Origin of the sequence: Actinomadura keratinilytica, from assembly GCF_039539665.1 — a bacterium.
GTDB lineage: Bacteria > Actinomycetota > Actinomycetes > Streptosporangiales > Streptosporangiaceae > Spirillospora > Spirillospora keratinilytica.
In genome coordinates, this window is sequence record NZ_BAABDO010000088.1 from 1 (window position 1) to 16,351 (window position 16,351).

Here is a 16,351-nt window from a genome sequence, read left to right on the forward strand (position 1 = left end):
GCGTGCTGCTGGCCGCGCCGACGCCCGCGGCGCGCCGCAGCCGGCCGGTCGCCGCCGAGCAGCGGGCCCGGCTCGTCGCGCAGATCCGCGCCCGCACGAGCGACAACGCCGACCTGAAGCGGCGGCTGGAGAAGGCCCGCGACGAGACCGAGCGCGCCCGCGCCATGGCGCTGGCCCGCAGCGCCGAGGGCCGCCGCGTGCGCGGCGAGCTGTCCACCGCCGCGGCCGCCGCCGCGGCCACCCCCATCTCCGGGGACGGCCTGGTCGTCACCGTCGAGGACGCCGACCGGGCCGAGCAGGACGACCGGCGCGACGAGGGCCGGGTCTATGATCAGGATCTTCAGGTGCTGGTCAACGGGCTGTGGGCGGCCGGGGCCGTCGCCATCGCCGTCAACGGCCAGCGGCTCACCCCCACCACCGCGATCCGCTCGGCGGGGGAGGCCGTGCTGGTGGACTACCGTCCGCTCAGCAGCCCCTACCGGGTGACCGCCGTCGGCGACCCCGGCCGGATGCGCGCCGCCTTCGCCGGCTCGGCCGCCGACCGGCGGCTGCACGCGCTGGAGGACCGCTACGGCATCGGCTACGGCATCCGCGGCGTCGAGGGGCTGCAGCTGCCCGCCGCGGGCGTGCTGCGGCTGCGGCACGCCCGCGCGGCCGGCTCGTGAGGGGCTCGTTCAGGGGGAGGACAGTGGAAGAGGAGGCCCGGTCGTGATCGCGCTCATCGGCCTGGCGGTCGGGGTGGCGCTCGGCCTGCTGCTGGACCCGGCCGTCCCGCTGTGGCTGCAGCCCTACCTGCCGATCGCGATCGTGGCGGCGCTGGACGCCCTGTCCGGCGGCGTGCGGGCCCGGCTGGAGGGCGTGTTCGACGAGAAGGTGTTCGTCGTCTCGTTCGTCAGCAACACCGTGATCGCGGCGCTGATCGTCTTCCTGGGCGACCAGCTCGGGGTGGGCTCGCAGCTGTCCACCGGCGTGGTGGTCGTGCTCGGCATCCGCATCTTCTCCAACGCGGCCGCCATCCGCCGCAAGCTGTTCGGCGCATGAGCGGCGCACCCGACGACGCGGCCGCCGCCCCCGAGAGCCCGGCCGCCGCAGCCGAGAACCCGGCGGACGCGCCCGCCGAGCGGGCCGGGGGCGCGCGGCTGCTGCTGGACCTGCTGCGCCCGCGCTCCACCCGCGGGCAGCTCCTCGGCGGCCTGCTGTGCCTGGTGCTCGGCTTCGCCGTCGTGGCGCAGGTGCGCGCCACCCAGAACGACGGCGCGTTCGCCACCGCCCGCCAGGACGAGCTCGTGGGCATCCTGTCGGATCTGTCACAGCGGTCCGAGCGGCTGCGCGCCGACATCCGGGAGCTGGAGGCCACCAAGGCCGGGCTGGAACGCGACGCGCAGGGCGAGACCGCGCTGCGCGAGGCCCGCGAACGCGCCACCACCTACGGCCTGCTGGCGGGCACCCTGCCCGCCGAGGGCCCCGGCATCGAGCTGGTCATCGACGACCCGCGCGGCGCCGTGCGCGCCCTCAACCTGCTGGACGCCCTGCAGGAGCTGCGCGACGCCGGCGCCGAGGTCATCCAGATCGGCGAGGTGCGGGCCGGGGCCGACACCTACTTCCTGGACGCCCCCGGCGGCGGGGTGGTCGCCGACGGGCGGCGGCTGAGCGTGCCGTACCGGTTCCTGGCCATCGGCGACGCCCACACCATGACCACCGCGCTGAACATCCCCGGCGGCGTCGTGCGCACTCTGCGCGGCCTCGGCGCCACCGTCACGATCACTTCGAGCACACGGCTGGCGGTCAGCGCGATACGGTCTGGATAGGGAATTCGCAACGGTGATCGAATCGCGTCCCGCGCGGCGGCGTAGACCTGCGATCATTGAGAAAGGTAGCTTGAGGGGCAGCCGGCCCGCCGTTCCGGTTGACCCCTCGGGCCCCACCCGCGTAGGTTGCGGCAACCGTCGCCTGAACGGGCGGCGGGCTGGACCGTGACCGGGCGGTCCCCGGTGTGGGGTTGGTAGAAGGGATGCGCGTGGCGCAGGCGGCACCCGCGAGCAGCGGGCTGCCGCAGGCGGCACGCCGATGGTAGGAGGCCGAGCCGATCGATGCCGAGCGTCTACTGCACGCAGTGCGGTCACGCCAGCCCGGATGATGCCCGCTTCTGCTCCAATTGCGGCACTCCGCTGACGCGGGGCGCGGGCTCGCCCCTGCCACCCCGGGAGTCGCCGGGCGAGTCCACCTCGACCATCTCGATCGCCGGGATCGAGGCGCTCGCCGACGATGCCGACCAGGCGGCCGAGCCGTCCGGCGCCGACCAGGTCACGGTGGAGGCGCTGCCGCCGGGCACCGCGCTGCTGGTGGTCAAGCGGGGCCCCAACGCGGGCAGCCGCTTCCTGCTGGACAAGGACCGCACGTCCGCCGGCCGGCACCCCGACAGCGACATCTTCCTCGACGACGTCACCGTCTCGCGCCGGCACGCCGAGTTCGCCCGCGAGGGCGGCGCCTTCTGGGTGCGCGACGTGGGCAGCCTCAACGGCACCTACGTCAACCGGCAGCGGATCGACCAGGCGGGGCTGTCGGGCGGCGACGAGGTCCAGATCGGCAAGTTCCGGCTGGTGTTCCTGACCAACCCGCAGCACGGCTGACCGGGCGGAGAACCGGCGCGCGGGCGGACGACACCATGACGGCGACCACAGCGGCGACCAGGGCGGCGACCGGCACGCCGGTTCCCCTGCCGACCGGGGCGGCGGGCACCGGGCCGGCCGGGGCGGCGTTGACGGCGGAGTTGACGGCGAGGGTGACGACGAGGGGGCACGGCACGGGCACACGGCCGGGAGGAGAGGCACCATGACCGCGCAACCGGCCCGGACCCTGATGACGATCGGGGACGTCCTGGAGCTGCTGCGGCCGGAGTTCCCGGACGTGACCATCTCCAAGATCCGCTTCCTGGAGTCCGAGGGCCTGATCGCACCCGCCCGCAGCCCGGCCGGGTACCGCAAGTTCAGCCCGGCCGACGTGGAGCGGCTGCGGTTCATCCTGACCGCCCAGCGCGACCACTACCTGCCGCTGCGGGTGATCCGCCGGCACCTGGAGGCCCTGGACCGCGGCGAGCCCGCCCCGCCGCTCGGCTCCCGCCGCGACGGCGGCCCCGGACGCCGCCCCCGCACCCTGGTCGCCGCCGACGCCACCGCGCCCGGTCAGGCGGTCCGGCTCACCCGCCGCCAGCTGCTGGACGGCGCGGGCATCGACGACGGCCTGCTGGCCGAGCTGGAGGAGTACGGCCTGGTCCGCCGGACCGGCGCGTACTACGACGCCGAGGCGCTCACGGTGGCCCGCACCGCGGCCGCCCTCGGCCGGTTCGGCGTGCAGGTGCGGCACCTGCGCGCGGCCAAGGCCGCCGCCGACCGGCAGGTCGGGCTGGTCGAGCAGGTGGTCGCCCCGCAGCTGCGGCGCCGCGACCCGGGCGCCCATGAGCAGGCCGCCGAGACCGCCCGCGAGATCGCCGAGCTGTGGGTGCGGCTGCACGAGGCGCTGGTCTCCGCGGGGCTGCGGGAAACCCTTGACCCCTGATCATGGATCCGACGGAGGTTATTGCCGCGCGCTCGGCGGGGGCCACCGTCCGATGCGGGGTGTACGTTGGGCCTTAGGGTTCGGTCAGAGTTCGATCCGGGCACGTGGTGATCGAAACAGCGAGGACCAGCAGGGAGCCGCAGTGAAGCAGATGGAGGTCGTCGGCGTCCGGGTCGAGATGCCCTCCAATCAGCCGATCGTCCTGTTGAAGGAGAGCGACGGCGACCGGTACCTGCCCATCTGGATCGGGGCGGTCGAGGCGACCGCGATCGCCTTCGCCCAGCAGGGGGTGCTGCCGGCCCGGCCGCTGACCCACGACCTGTTCCGCGACGTGCTGGACGCGCTGAGCGTCCAGCTGCGCACCGTGAACATCACCGCCCTGCGCGAGGGCATCTTCTTCGCCGACCTGGTCTTCTCCAACGGCGTGGAGGTCAGCGCCCGCCCGTCCGACTCGATCGCGCTGGCGCTGCGCACGGGTGCGACCATCTTCGCCAGCGAGGACGTGCTCGAGGAGGCCGGCGTCGCCATCCCCGACGAGCAGGAGGACGAGGTCGAGAAGTTCCGCGAGTTCCTCGACACCATCACCCCCGAGGACTTCGGCCGCGCCGGCTGACGCGCCGGGCGCGCCCCTTCGCGGGCCTTGGCCGAACGTGGCCGACTCCGCCCGCCCTTTTCCCCCTTCCCCGCACTCGCCCCGCCGCGGCATGCCCGGCCCGGCGGCCTCTTCGCGGCTGAGAACGCGTTCATCTTGCCGGACCGGCCGGACCGAGGGCACAGTGGGGCGCATGCGGCGTCCGGGCGGGAACTCCTGGCGGCACAGGCTTCGGCGCTCGCTGAGGCGCGTGGGCGCCGAGGCCGACCGGGACCTGCGCCGGCGCATGGAGGCGCGCAAAGAGGAGGTCCGCGCGCAGATCGACGCGGCGCGGCCCGACTGGAACCACTACCACAGCCCCGACTGAGGCGGTCTGCTTCCGCGCGGGACCCGGCGGCGGGCGGGGCGGCCCGTTCGCGGAGCCGGAACCTCGGAAAAAGTCTGGCCGGTATCGGTTAGGTGGCCGCCGGGTAAGGGCATTGGCCCCGTGAGGATGTGCGGGCGTCTCTTTTCTGGGGAGTATGGCGTGTGACATGCGGCACTGCCGTGCGCGGGCGGACGCCGCGGACGGCGCCCCGCGAGGGGCGCGCCGCCGCTGCAAGATCATGCTCTGATCTGTGTGAACTTGCGGCGCGGCCGGCCGGGCGTTCGGCTCCGCGGGCGGCGGGGTAGGAGAGAATGAGTGCGAAGGTGTGCAGTTTGCCCACGTGAAGGCGGTTCATCCGGGCATGCGACGCGCCGACGACGAACGTTGACCACACTCTGACCGGCACCTACCGTGCTGGTGGAACACTCGTGGCGTCATTCGTCAAACCCCCTTGACGGAACGCCGCGGGCTGATAGAAGCCGGAGGTCCGCGTGGCGGTGAGCAGCGGCGAGGGCAAGGCGACCCCCGACAGGCAGATGGCGTCCCAGCGTGCCGGAGAGCAGGGACTGCTGTTCGACACCGAGGTGTCGGCGCCGCCTGAGGATGTCGGCTACCGCGGCCCCACGGCGTGCGCGGCCGCGGGGATCACCTACCGTCAGCTCGACTACTGGGCGCGCACCGGCCTGGTGGAGCCCAGCGTGCGGGCCGCCCACGGGTCGGGCACCCAGCGCCTGTACAGCTTCCGCGACATCCTGGTGCTCAAGGTGGTCAAGCGGCTGCTGGACACCGGAGTCTCGCTGCAGCAGATCCGGACCGCGGTGGCCCACCTGCGCGACCGCGGCGTCCCGGACCTGGCGCAGATCACCCTGATGAGCGACGGGGTCAGCGTCTACGAGTGCACCTCGGCCGACGAGGTCGTCGACCTGCTGCAGGGCGGGCAGGGCGTGTTCGGCATCGCGCTGGGCCGGGTGTGGCAGGAGGTCGAGGGCAGCCTCGCCGAGCTGCCCGGCGAGAGAGCCACCGCCGACGGCCCCGTCCACCACCCCCACGACGAGCTGGCGCACCGCCGCCGCGCCCGCCGCACGGGCTGACGTCCGCGCCGGCCGGGCGGCCCGGGGCCGCGCGCTAGATCGCCTCCTTGCGTTGCAGGTAGGCGAAGGCGGCCCACCCCGGCAGGACCGGCAGCCAGAAGGTCAGCAGACGGAACAGCAGCACCGCCGAGGTGGCGGTGTCGGCGGTGAGCCCCGAGATCGTCAGCGCCAGCGTCAGGGCGCCCTCGACGGCGCCCAGGCCGCCCGGCGTCGGCGCGGCCGAACCCAGGGCGTTGCCGGTGAGGAACACCACCGCCACGGCCGTCCACGGCAGCGACCCGCCGAACGCGCGGACGCAGGCGTCCAGGCACACCACGAACCCCACCGTCAGCAGCAGCGTGCCGCCCACCCCCTGGACGATCTTGCGGGGCGACTGCAGCACGTCCACCAGCCGCGGCACCACCCCGGAGAACATCGCGCGCAGCCGGGCCGCCACGAACCGCCGCACCCGCGGGATGGTCAGCGCGATCCCGGCCAGCACCGCCAGCCCCAGCAGCACGATCACCACGGTCCGCGACGGGGCCAGGTCCCTGGTGGCGTTGTTCGTGGAGCCGGTGATGAACCCGAACACGATCAGCAGCAGGATGTGCACCGCCAGGCCCATCAGCTGGGACGCGCCGACGCTGGCCACCGCGGGCCCGGGCCGCACGCCCGAGCGCTGCAGGTAGCGGGTGTTGAGCGCCACGCCGGTGACCGCGGCGGGCGCGACCAGCTTGACGAACGACGCGGCCAGCTGCACCAGCACGGTGCGGCCCAGCGGCAGCGGCTCGGGCACGAAGCCCATCAGCATCAGCGCCGCCGCCAGGTAGGTGGCCGCCGCGGCGGCCAGCCCGACCGCCGCCCACCACCACTCGGCCTGCGCGATCAGGGTGGGCAGGTTCACGCTCGACAGCTGCGGCACCACGATGTAGGCGGCGGCGGTCAGCGCGACGATCGACAGGATGGTGCGCGGCCGGAACCGCTCCAGCCGCACCGGCGCGGCCTCGATCTCGGGCTTGAGCCGCAGGATCTGCTCGCGGATGCGGGGCAGCAGCTCCCGGTCCTGCCGGACCGCCGCGCGGGTGGACCGCGACAGCGCCACCCGCTGCAGCAGCGGCACCGCCCCGGCCAGCGTCCCCTCGCCGAGGACGCGCGCCGCGGACCGGACGGCGCGTTCCGGCCCCACCCGCAGCGCCACCGTGGTGAGCAGCTGCGCCAGGTCGATCCGCAGCGCCAGGTCGCCCGCGGCGATCTCGCCCGAGCGGGGGTCGACGACGCGGACGCGGCCGTCGTCGCCGACCAGGATCGCATCGCCCTCCAGGCGGCGGTGCGCCAGCCGGGCGGCCTGCAGCCGCCGCAGCTGCCGCCACACGTCCTCGAGCAGCTCGTCGGTGATCTCGGCGTCCGGCACTTCGTCCAGCGGCCGCCCGGGCACGTGCTCGTAGGCCAGCAGCGCCGCCTCGGTGCCGACCTCGCAGGTGGCCACCAGCCGCGGCGTGCGCACCCCCGCCGACTCCATGGCGTAGGCCATGAGCGACTCCTGCTCCAGCGAGCGGCGCAGCGACCGCAGCGCCCGGCGGGTGGAGCCGCCGCGCAGCCGCACCAGCCGCCACACCCGGTACAGCAGCCCGGCGGTCTGCTGGTCGCGGTCCAGCACCGTGACCCGCAGCTGCCAGTCGCCGTGCGGCAGGGCGCGCCCGGTGGCGTCGGCGGGCGCCTCGCCGGGGGAGTGCGCGGTCGCCACGGTGTAGCGGCGCGGATCGTCGGCGGCGCCGGGCACCTGCCGCCCGCGGACGGGCCGCAGCCCCAGCCGCTCCAGCGCGGCCAGCACGGCGGTGCCGGGCGGCCGCGGGTTGGGGGTGCCGACCGCGTACAGGGTGCCGTGGCCGATGGCGCTGCCGAGGCAGTAGGTGGCGGCCAGCGCCGCCACCGACGCGGTCGCGGCGGTCAGGCCGGTCAGCGCCGCCAGCCCGATCATCGTCCAGGTGACGGCCTGCCAGCGGGTCCGGCCGGCCATGCCGACCGCGGTGACGAACGCGATGACCGGCGTGATGTCGGTGTGCAGCGGCAGGGTGTCGGTGCCGCCCCAGATCAGCGAGTCCAGCACCCCGCCGGGCGCGGCCGGGACGACCAGGTCGTCCAGCAGGATGGTGAGGACGAACGCGATCACCGCGGCCAGCAGCGCGATCGCGACCCGCACCCCGTCCTTGTGGAACAGCCGTTCGACCGCGAACGCCACCGGCACCGCCAGCACCCCGAAGCTGGACACGAGCGTGGCCAGGGTGAGCAGGAACCGGGGGGCGTGCGCGGTGCCCTCGGCGATGTCGGTCTGCAGGCCGTGCGTGGTCTGCTGGGCGAACGACACCAGCAGCATGATCCCGACCAGCCCGGCCACCGCGGCGGCGAACCGGATGGCGTCCGAGGGCCGCCGGATCCGGTCGGGCCGGGCCGGCTCCTCCACCGGCACGCCGACCGGCGCCGCCGTGCCGGGAGGCGCCGTCTCCTCCTGGGTCTGCGTCACCGCCGCACCGCCGTCCGGACCTGTCATCGTGATGAGCGTTCCAGAACCGGCGGCGTCGCGTCGAGAGGCGCGCGCACCGTGCCGCGCCCCCGTCCCGCCCCCGGCCGGGAACAGTGTTCGCCCTGCGCCCGCGGCGATCGTCCCGTCCGTGAGCTGTGGTTATCGTACTGGCGGCCTGCCGCGGCGCCCGCGCGGGACGCCGCGAGGGCGCCGTGCCGCGCCGCCGGGGGGCGTCCCCCGGCGGACGATCGTCACGGAGCTTTTGGATAGAGTTCCCATAAAGGACGCCGTCGACCCTGTGCGGGAGAGACCTCACGCCGCCAGCGTGGGGCGCCGAAGGGGCAACCCTCCCCGGAACCTCTCAGGCAAAAGGACCGCTCGGGCGAGGCACCTCTGGAAAGCAGGCGCCGCCCCCCGGAAAGGGGCCGGGGGCGCCTCACCGAAGGGGAAACCCCGTTCCGCGGGTGAAGCTCTCAGGTGCCGAGACAGAGGGGGAGACCGGTCGCCGGACCGCGCCAGCGCGGCGGGCGGCCGCCCTGAGCGACCGCAGCAGCCCAGGAGGATCCCCAATGACCGGCCAGTTCTTCGCCCCGGTGGCGTCGCCGCAGCATCCCCCGACCCGGTTCGCCGACCGGCACATCGGGCCGTCCCCGGACGAGCACGCCCGGATGCTGGCGGCCATCGGCTACTCCGGGGCCGAGGCCCTGATCGACGACGCGGTGCCCGCCGCGATCCGCACCGCCCGCCCGCTGGACCTGCCGCCCGCCCTCAGCGAGACCGCGGCGCTGGCCCGGCTGCGCGAGCTGGCGAGCCGCAACACCGTGCTCACCTCCATGATCGGCCTGGGCTACCACGGCACGGTCACCCCCGGCGTGATCATGCGGAACGTGCTGGAGAACCCCGGCTGGTACACCGCCTACACGCCCTACCAGCCGGAGATCTCCCAGGGCCGCCTGGAGGCGCTGCTGAACTTCCAGACGGTGGTCGCCGACCTGACCGGGCTGCCGGTCGCAGGCGCCTCCATGCTGGACGAGGGGACCGCCGCCGCCGAGGCGATGGCCCTGGCGCACCGCGCGTCCAAGCGCAAGGAGCCCGGCACGTTCCTGGTGGACGCCGACGCGCTGCCGCAGACCATCGAGGTGATCCGCACCCGCGCCGTCCCCCTGGGCATCGAGGTGGCCGTCGCCGACCTGTCCGGCGGGCTGCCGGACGGCGACTTCTTCGGCGTGCTGCTGCAGTACCCGGGCGCGTCGGGCGCCGTGCGGGACCTGGCGCCGGTCGCCGGGCAGGCGCACGCGCGCGGCGCCCAGGTCGTGGTGGCCGCCGACCTGCTCGCGCTGACGCTGCTGCGGCCGCCCGGCGAGTTCGGCGCCGACATCGCGGTCGGGTCGGCGCAGCGGTTCGGCGTGCCGTACGGGTTCGGCGGCCCGCACGCCGGCTACCTGGCGGTGCGCGACGGGCTCCAGCGGCAGCTGCCCGGCCGCCTGGTGGGGGTGTCGGTGGACGCCGACGGCGCCACCGCCTACCGGCTGGCCCTGCAGACCCGCGAGCAGCACATCCGCCGCGAGAAGGCCACCAGCAACATCTGCACCGCCCAGGTGCTGCTGGCCGTGATGGCCGGCATGTACGCGGTGTACCACGGGCCCGAGGGGCTGGCGGCGATCGCCCAGCGCGTGCACCGCCGCGCCGCCGGGCTGGCCGCCGCGCTGCGGCGCGGCGGCGTGGAGGTGGTGCACGAGGCGTTCTTCGACACCGTGCTGGCCCGCGTGCCCGGCCGCGCCGACCAGGTCGTGGCCGCCGCCCTCGAGCGGGGGATCAACCTGCGCCGCGCCGACGCCGACCACGTCGGGATCGCCTGCGACGAGACCACGCTGCCCGAGCACGTCGCCGCCGTCCTGGAGGCGTTCGGCGTGGACCCGGCGCCCGGCGGCGACCCGGCCGACGCGTTCCCGCCGGAGCTGCGCCGCGAGAGCCCGTACCTGACCCACCCGGTGTTCCACGCGCACCGCTCCGAGACGGCGATGCTGCGCTACCTGCGCCGCCTGCAGGACAAGGACATCGCGCTGGACCGGTCGATGATCCCGCTCGGCTCCTGCACGATGAAGCTGAACGCGACCACCGAGATGGAGCCGATCACCTGGCCGGAGTTCGCGGACATCCACCCGTTCGCGCCGGTCGAGCAGGCCGCCGGGTACCTGGAGCTGATCGCCGAGCTGGAGGAGCGGCTCGCCGAGATCACCGGGTACGCCAAGGTGTCGGTGCAGCCCAACGCCGGGTCGCAGGGCGAGCTGGCCGGGCTGCTGGCCATCCGCGGCTACCACGCCTCCCGCGGCGAGGGGCACCGCACCGTGTGCCTGATCCCGTCGTCGGCGCACGGCACCAACGCCGCCAGCGCCGTCATGGCCGGGATGCGGGTCGTCGTCGTCAAGTGCGACGACCGCGGCAACATCGACCTGGACGACCTGCACGCCAAGATCGAGAAGCACCGCGCCGAACTGGCCGCGATCATGGTGACCTACCCGTCCACCCACGGGGTGTTCGAGGAGACCATCACCGAGGTGTGCGCGGCCGTGCACGAGGCGGGCGGCCAGGTGTACGTCGACGGCGCCAACCTCAACGCGCTGGTCGGGCTGGCCCGGCCCGGGGAGTTCGGCTCCGACGTGTCGCACCTGAACCTGCACAAGACGTTCTGCATCCCGCACGGCGGCGGCGGGCCGGGCGTCGGCCCGGTCGGCGTGCGCGAGCACCTGGTGCCGTTCCTGCCCGGCCACCCGCTGCGCCCCGAGGCGGGCCCCGCCGGCGGCGGGCCGGTCTCGGCGGCGCCGTGGGGGTCGGCGGGCATCCTGCCGATCTCCTGGGCCTACATCGCGATGATGGGCGCCGACGGGCTGCGCGCCGCCACCGAGGGCGCCATCATCGCCGCCAACTACGTGGCCAGGCGGCTGGCCCCGCACTACCCGATCCTGTACACCGGCCGCAACGGGCTGGTCGCGCACGAGTGCATCGCCGACCTCCGCAAGATCACCAAGGAGACCGGGATCACCGCCGAGGACGTGGCCAAGCGGCTGATCGACTACGGGTTCCACGCCCCGACCCTGGCGTTCCCGGTGGCCGGCACGCTGATGATCGAGCCCACCGAGAGCGAGGACCTGGCCGAGCTGGACCGGTTCTGCGACGCGATGATCGAGATCCGGCGGGAGATCCAGCGCGTCGCCGACGGCTCCTACGACCGCGACGACAACCCGCTCAAGAACGCCCCGCACACCGCCGCGTGCCTGATCACCGAGGACTGGAAGCACGCCTACTCGCGCGAGGAGGCCGCCTACCCGGTGCCGTCGCTGCGCGAGGGCAAGTACTGGCCGCCGGTGCGCCGCATCGACCAGGCGTACGGCGACCGCAACCTGGTGTGCTCCTGCCCGCCGCCGGAGGCCTACGAGGACTGACCGGAGGGCGCCCCGCCGGGCCGCCGGACGGCCCGGCGGGGCGCGCGCCGCGGGACGGCGCGGACACCGATGATCAAGCCCGTCGGTTTTCGTGTCGTCCCGGTTCCGGCGGGCGGCGGCTCGATAGGCTGGGCACCCTATGAGCGACACCGCGGCCCCGCCCCCCGGCGACACCCCGGAGCACCTGTGCGAGGAGGCCCGGCGGCTCGCCGAGGACGGCGAGCTCGACCGCGCCGCCGACCTGTTCGAGCGGGTCCTGGCGCTCGGCGACACCCCCGTCCGGGCCCGCGCCGCGCTCGGCCTGGCCGTCGTGCTCGACGACGCCGGGGACGTGGCCGGCGCCCGCGAGGCCGACCGCGCCGCCATCGCCAGCGGCGACCCCGAGTACGGGCCGCGCGCCGCCTACCACCTGGCGCTCACCCACGAGCGCGCCGGGGAGTACGAGCAGGCCGGGGCCGCCTGGCAGGTCGTCGTCGACTTCGGCAACCCCGCCTACCTGCCCCCGGCGCACCTGGCGCTGGCGCGGCTGGCCGACGACGCGGGCGACTTCGACACCGCCCGCGAGCACTGGGAGCAGGCCATCGCCACCGGCGACGCCGAGTACGGCCCGCCGGCCGCGCACGACCTGGCGCAGCGGCTGCTGGAGCGCGGCGAGCCCGCCCGCGCCCAGCGCGTGCTGACCGCGGGCCTGCGCCTGGTCGACCGCGGCACCGCGCCGCACGCCTACGCGCGCCTGGCGGTGGCGCTCGGCATCGCCTACCTCGACCAGGCCATCGGCGCGTTCACCGCCGCCCTGGGCGAGGAGGGGGACGCCGCCGTCGACCCCGAGGCCGGGCCGCTGGCGATCGAGCTGCTGGCCCGCACCCTGCCGCTGCGCGGGCGCGGCGCCGAGAGCCGGGAGGTGTGGCGGCGCGGCCTGGCCGACCCGGGCGTCGCCGCGCAGGTCCGCGCCCGGCTGCGCCGCGACTTCGGCGGCGACGACGAGGACGCCGACCCCGAGAACCTGTGGTGGGAGCCGGTGCTGGAGCAGGCGGTCTCCGACGGCACGCTGCCCGCCGTGGCCGGCGAGGCGTTCGGCGCCCTGGACCACATGTACGCGCTGCTGGCCGTCCGGTACGCCGACGACCCGGCCGAGCAGCGGCCCGGCGAGACCCACGAGCTGATCGGCCGGGCGGTCCGCGTGCCCAGCGACTACTCGTGGGGTCCGCTGCTGCACGAGAGCTTCGCCGAGCGGCTCCGCCTGGCCATGGGCACCCCCGCCTCCCTGCTTCCCCCGGGCTGGCCCGACGCCGCCGTCTGACCCGGGCCCGGACGGCGCGGGGCCGGCCACCGGCGCCCTGGCCGGATCCGGTCGGCGCCTCCCGCCGCTGCGCTCCGGCCGGCGGGGGACCCGGGAGTCCTGCGGCGCGCCCCGGGGACACGCGGCCCGTGCCGCGACCACCCGGCACCGGACCGCCGGACCGGCCCGCAACCAGCGATCTTGCCCGCCGGTGCGCGGAACGCCGGACCGGGCTCCCCGGCCCGGCGGGTGTCCCCCGCCGCCCGGTCGGTGCCCTGAGCCCTCGGTGACGATGCGCGGGCCCGGGATGAATTCGATCTTGCGTGACGCAGGGGACGGCGGTACAAAACGGACGAGGTTGCTATCTGTCGGGGCGGATGACACCTCCGGGAAATAATCACCGCGTCGAAGGAGACGTCGATGGAGCTCGATCCGCGGCTTCCGCACCGGCACACGGCCGCCGCCGACCGGAACGGCAGGTGATCCGATGCCCGCGCCGTTCAACGCCCTGCTCTGCGCGGTGGTCGCCGGCATCGGCGCCGTGCTGCCGGCCGGCCGGCCCGCCGATCCGGCCGACCAGTTGGAACGCTCCGTCTCGGGCGAGGCGGCCTTCGCCCACCTGCGGGCCTGGCAGCGCGCCGCCGACGGCAGCGGCGGCACCCGCGCCACCGGCACCCCCGGGTTCGAGGCGTCCGCCCGGTACCTGGTCCAGCGCCTGCAGAAGGCCGGATACCGGGTCGTCCGCCAGCCGGTGCCGTACGAGGACCACCGCGTCGACATCGAACGCGCCGAAACGTCCCCGGACGGCGCCGCGGTGCGGGTGCTCATGTGGCGCTGGTCGCCGTCGACGCCGCCCGGCGGGATCGACGCCCCGCTCGTCGCGCCGACCGCCGACTCCAGCGCGGGATGCGAACGCGAGGACTACGAGGCGACCCCGGCGGACGGAGCGGTGGTCCTGCTGCCCCGCGCCTCCTGCGGCTTCGCGACGCAGGTGCGGGTCGCCGCCGAGGCGGGCGCCCGCGCCGTGCTGTCGTACATGCCGACCCCGCGGCCGGACAACATCTACCGCAACCACGTCTACGACCCGGTCTCGATGACCCTGCCGATCGCCTCGGTGACGCAGCGCTGGGCGGAGTCGGCCGCCGAGCGCACCCGCCGCTCGCCGGTCCGCATCCGGCTCGACCTGCGCGGCCACCGCGTCACCGGGGTGACCGAGAACATCCTGGCCGAGACCAGCGGCGGGCGGGACGACCGGGTCGTCATGGCGGGCGCCCACCTCGACAGCGTGGGCGAGGCGCCCGGCATCAACGACAACGGCGCCGCCGCGGCCGCCCTGCTGGAGACGGCGCTGCGGCTGGCGCCCAGGCAGCACGCAGTCCGCAACAAGGTCCGCTTCGCCTGGTGGGGCGCCGAGGAGCTGCTGGACGTGGGGTCGGAGCACTACATCGCGGGCCTGACCGCCGCGCAGCGGCGCGCCATCGCGCTGTACCTCAACTACGAGCTGATCGCCGGTCCGAACTTCGGCCGGTTCGTCATCGACGGGGACGACAGCGACAACGCCGACACCGGCAGCGGGCCGGGGCCGGCCGGCTCCGGCGCCGTCGAACGGGTGCTCACCGGGTACTACCGCAGCCGCGGGCTGGCCGTCCAGCCCCGGGACATCGCCGCCATCGGCTCGGACCACCTGGCGTTCCAGAAGGCGGGCATCCCCATCGGCGGCCTGGACGGCGGCACGTGGCAGACCAAGACCGCCGAGCAGGCGGCCCTGTTCGGCGGGCGGGCCGGCGACATGTTCGACCCCTGCTACCACCAGCCCTGCGACACCGTGCGCAACATCCACCGGGCCGAACTCGACCGCAACACGCGCGCCATGGCGTGGACGATCGGCCGGTTCGCCGCCGACGTCGACGACGTGATCGCCGAGCGCGACGGCTCCTCCTGACCGCCGGGGCCGCCCGACCGGGTTTCGCCGCCGGATGACCGCCTGTCATCCTGACATGACATGCGTGCGATACTGGGGCCCATGGTTGAGGGCCGCATCGATCGCCGTTCGCCGTTGCCGTTCTACGCGCAGCTCAAGCAGCTGCTGGTCGAGCGGCTGGAGACCGAGATCGAGCCGGGCGGCAGGCTGCCGGGCGAGATGGCGCTGTGCGAGGAGTACGGCGTGTCCCGGACGGTGGTCCGGCAGGCCCTGGACGAGCTGGAGGCCGACGGGCGGATCGTCCGCCGCAAGGGGCAGGGCACCTTCGCCGCCGCGCGCAAGACCGACGAGGCGCTGTTCCAGTCGCTGACCGGGCTGTACGAGGACGTCCGGGCGCGCGGGGAGGTGCTGCGCAGCCGGGTGCTGGCGTTCGGCCCGGTCCCCGCCCCCGCCGAGGTCGCCGCCGCGCTGGAGCTGGACGAGGGCGAACCGGTGATCCACCTGGAGCGGCTGCGGTACGTGGGCGGGGAGCCGTGGGTGCTGACCCGCACCTACCTGCCCGCGGACATCGCGCCGGGCCTGCTGGAGGAGGACTTCACCGAGCAGTCGCTGTACGGCGTCCTGGAGGGCAAGTACGGCGTGGAGCTGGACCACGGGCGGCGGTTCGTCGAGGCCGTGCCCGCGGCGCCGGCCGTCGCCGAGGCGCTGGGGCTGCGCCCGCGCGACCCCGTCCTGCTGCTGCACAGCACCGCGTGGGACGTGACGGGGCGTCCCGTGGAGTTCTTCGTCGCCTACCACCGCGGCGACCGCAGCCGGTTCCAGGTGAGCCTGCGGCGGCACCGCGAGCGGCAGGGCGCCGTGCCCAACATGCTCGTCCACGACGACCGCTGACCCCCGCGCGACACCCTCGCCCGGGATCTCACCTGGGCTTTCCGCTTGACATCCTGTCATTACAGGACGACAGTATCCCCTACCGAGACGAAGGAGGTCGTCCTTGCCGCCGTTCGCCACCCCGCCCGTCCCCCCGATGCGGATCACCTTCGACGCCCGGATGGAACCGTCCGGCCCGGTGCTGACCCGCCGCATGTCGGACCTGCGGGGACTGTTCGCCGACACCGCCGCCTGGGAGGCCGCCCTGGCCGAGGACCCGGTGGTCTACGAGGTCGCCTCGTCGCCGGTCCCCGAGGCCGAGGGCGAGCTGCCCCAGTCGATCACCACGATCCACCCGGGGCGGGTCGGCGGCGAGTTCCACATGACCAAGGGGCACATCCACCCGCGGCCCCGCGGCGAGATCTACCTGGGCCTGTCCGGCGTCGGCGGGCTGCTGCTGTTCGACGGAGACAAGCCGCAGTGGATCCCGATGGAGCCGGGCACCATCGGCTACATCCCGCCCGGCTGGGCGCACCGCAGCGTCAACACCGGCGACGAGCCGTACCGATTCCTGGCCGTCTACCCCGGCGACGCGGGCCACGACTACGACTGGGTGCTGCGCAACGGCATGGGCTACCGCGTGCTGAGCGGAGCCGACGGCCCGCTGCTGCGCCCGTTCTGACCCGACCCGACCGGGGCCCCGCCGAGACAGCCCCCGCCTTCCGGGCCGGGC

General features: G+C 75.0%; 14 protein-coding genes and 2 riboswitches. Of the genes, 13 read left to right on the top strand and 1 reads right to left on the bottom strand.

Features of this window, described 5'->3' with window-relative positions; translation table 11 throughout:
• The 8 genes from ABD879_RS23520 to ABD879_RS23555 all read left to right on the top strand — a co-directional run.
• Nucleotides 1-665 (top strand): DUF881 domain-containing protein (locus ABD879_RS23520; protein WP_345023739.1); only part of this gene is annotated, 665 nt, incomplete at its 5' end.
• A 43-nt stretch (nucleotides 666-708) separates the two neighbouring features.
• Nucleotides 709-1,041 carry a small basic family protein gene (locus ABD879_RS23525; RefSeq protein ID WP_345023740.1) on the top strand — a complete coding sequence of 111 codons (333 nt, stop codon included), beginning with the start codon at nucleotides 709-711 and terminating at the stop codon, nucleotides 1,039-1,041.
• Complete coding sequence (locus tag ABD879_RS23530; protein WP_345023741.1) at nucleotides 1,038-1,808, top strand: DUF881 domain-containing protein; 771 nt, start codon at nucleotides 1,038-1,040, stop codon at nucleotides 1,806-1,808. Before ABD879_RS23525 ends, ABD879_RS23530 begins: the two co-directional genes overlap by 4 nt.
• 282 nt (nucleotides 1,809-2,090) lie before the next feature.
• Entirely contained in the window at nucleotides 2,091-2,630 is a 540-nt protein-coding gene (locus tag ABD879_RS23535; RefSeq protein WP_345023742.1) for a double zinc ribbon and FHA domain-containing protein, read from the top strand.
• 202 nt (nucleotides 2,631-2,832) lie between these two features.
• Nucleotides 2,833-3,555, top strand: coding sequence for a transcriptional regulator FtsR (ftsR, locus tag ABD879_RS23540; RefSeq protein WP_345023743.1), 723 nt, complete (start codon nucleotides 2,833-2,835; stop codon nucleotides 3,553-3,555).
• 142 nt (nucleotides 3,556-3,697) lie between these two features.
• Nucleotides 3,698-4,168: a bifunctional nuclease family protein gene (locus tag ABD879_RS23545; RefSeq protein ID WP_285494683.1), complete on the top strand. Its 471-nt coding sequence runs from the start codon at nucleotides 3,698-3,700 to the stop codon at nucleotides 4,166-4,168.
• Between the two features lie 172 nt (nucleotides 4,169-4,340).
• A complete protein-coding gene (locus tag ABD879_RS23550) occupies nucleotides 4,341-4,514 on the top strand; it encodes a hypothetical protein (RefSeq protein WP_345023744.1) in 174 nt (57 codons plus the stop codon).
• A 491-nt stretch (nucleotides 4,515-5,005) separates the two neighbouring features.
• Nucleotides 5,006-5,605, top strand: coding sequence for a MerR family transcriptional regulator (locus ABD879_RS23555; protein ID WP_345023745.1), 600 nt, complete (start codon nucleotides 5,006-5,008; stop codon nucleotides 5,603-5,605).
• 34 nt (nucleotides 5,606-5,639) lie between these two features.
• Here ABD879_RS23555 and ABD879_RS23560 read toward each other — a convergent pair whose 3' ends face one another.
• Nucleotides 5,640-8,132 carry a flippase-like domain-containing protein gene (locus tag ABD879_RS23560; protein WP_345023746.1) on the bottom strand — a complete coding sequence of 831 codons (2,493 nt, stop codon included), beginning with the start codon at nucleotides 8,130-8,132 and terminating at the stop codon, nucleotides 5,640-5,642.
• A 264-nt stretch (nucleotides 8,133-8,396) separates the two neighbouring features.
• Nucleotides 8,397-8,492, top strand: a riboswitch (glycine riboswitch).
• Between the two features lies 1 nt (nucleotide 8,493).
• Nucleotides 8,494-8,601: riboswitch (glycine riboswitch) on the top strand.
• 73 nt (nucleotides 8,602-8,674) lie between these two features.
• Between ABD879_RS23560 and gcvP the strand changes: the two genes are divergently transcribed.
• The 5 genes from gcvP (at nucleotide 8,675) to ABD879_RS23585 (ending at nucleotide 16,300) form a co-directional block, all read left to right on the top strand.
• Nucleotides 8,675-11,548, top strand: a complete 2,874-nt coding sequence (gene gcvP, locus ABD879_RS23565) for an aminomethyl-transferring glycine dehydrogenase (RefSeq protein ID WP_345023747.1) — start codon at nucleotides 8,675-8,677, stop codon at nucleotides 11,546-11,548.
• 139 nt (nucleotides 11,549-11,687) lie between these two features.
• Entirely contained in the window at nucleotides 11,688-12,848 is a 1,161-nt protein-coding gene (locus tag ABD879_RS23570; RefSeq protein WP_345023748.1) for a tetratricopeptide repeat protein, read from the top strand.
• 466 nt (nucleotides 12,849-13,314) lie between these two features.
• Nucleotides 13,315-14,769 (top strand): M28 family peptidase, encoded by a 1,455-nt coding sequence (locus ABD879_RS23575; protein WP_345023749.1) that lies wholly within the window; start codon nucleotides 13,315-13,317, stop codon nucleotides 14,767-14,769.
• A gap of 81 nt (nucleotides 14,770-14,850) precedes the next feature.
• Entirely contained in the window at nucleotides 14,851-15,639 is a 789-nt protein-coding gene (locus ABD879_RS23580; RefSeq protein ID WP_345023750.1) for a GntR family transcriptional regulator, read from the top strand.
• Nucleotides 15,640-15,742: 103 nt separating this feature from the next.
• Nucleotides 15,743-16,300 carry a glucose-6-phosphate isomerase family protein gene (locus ABD879_RS23585; protein WP_345023751.1) on the top strand — a complete coding sequence of 186 codons (558 nt, stop codon included), beginning with the start codon at nucleotides 15,743-15,745 and terminating at the stop codon, nucleotides 16,298-16,300.
• Nucleotides 16,301-16,351 lie beyond the last annotated feature (51 nt).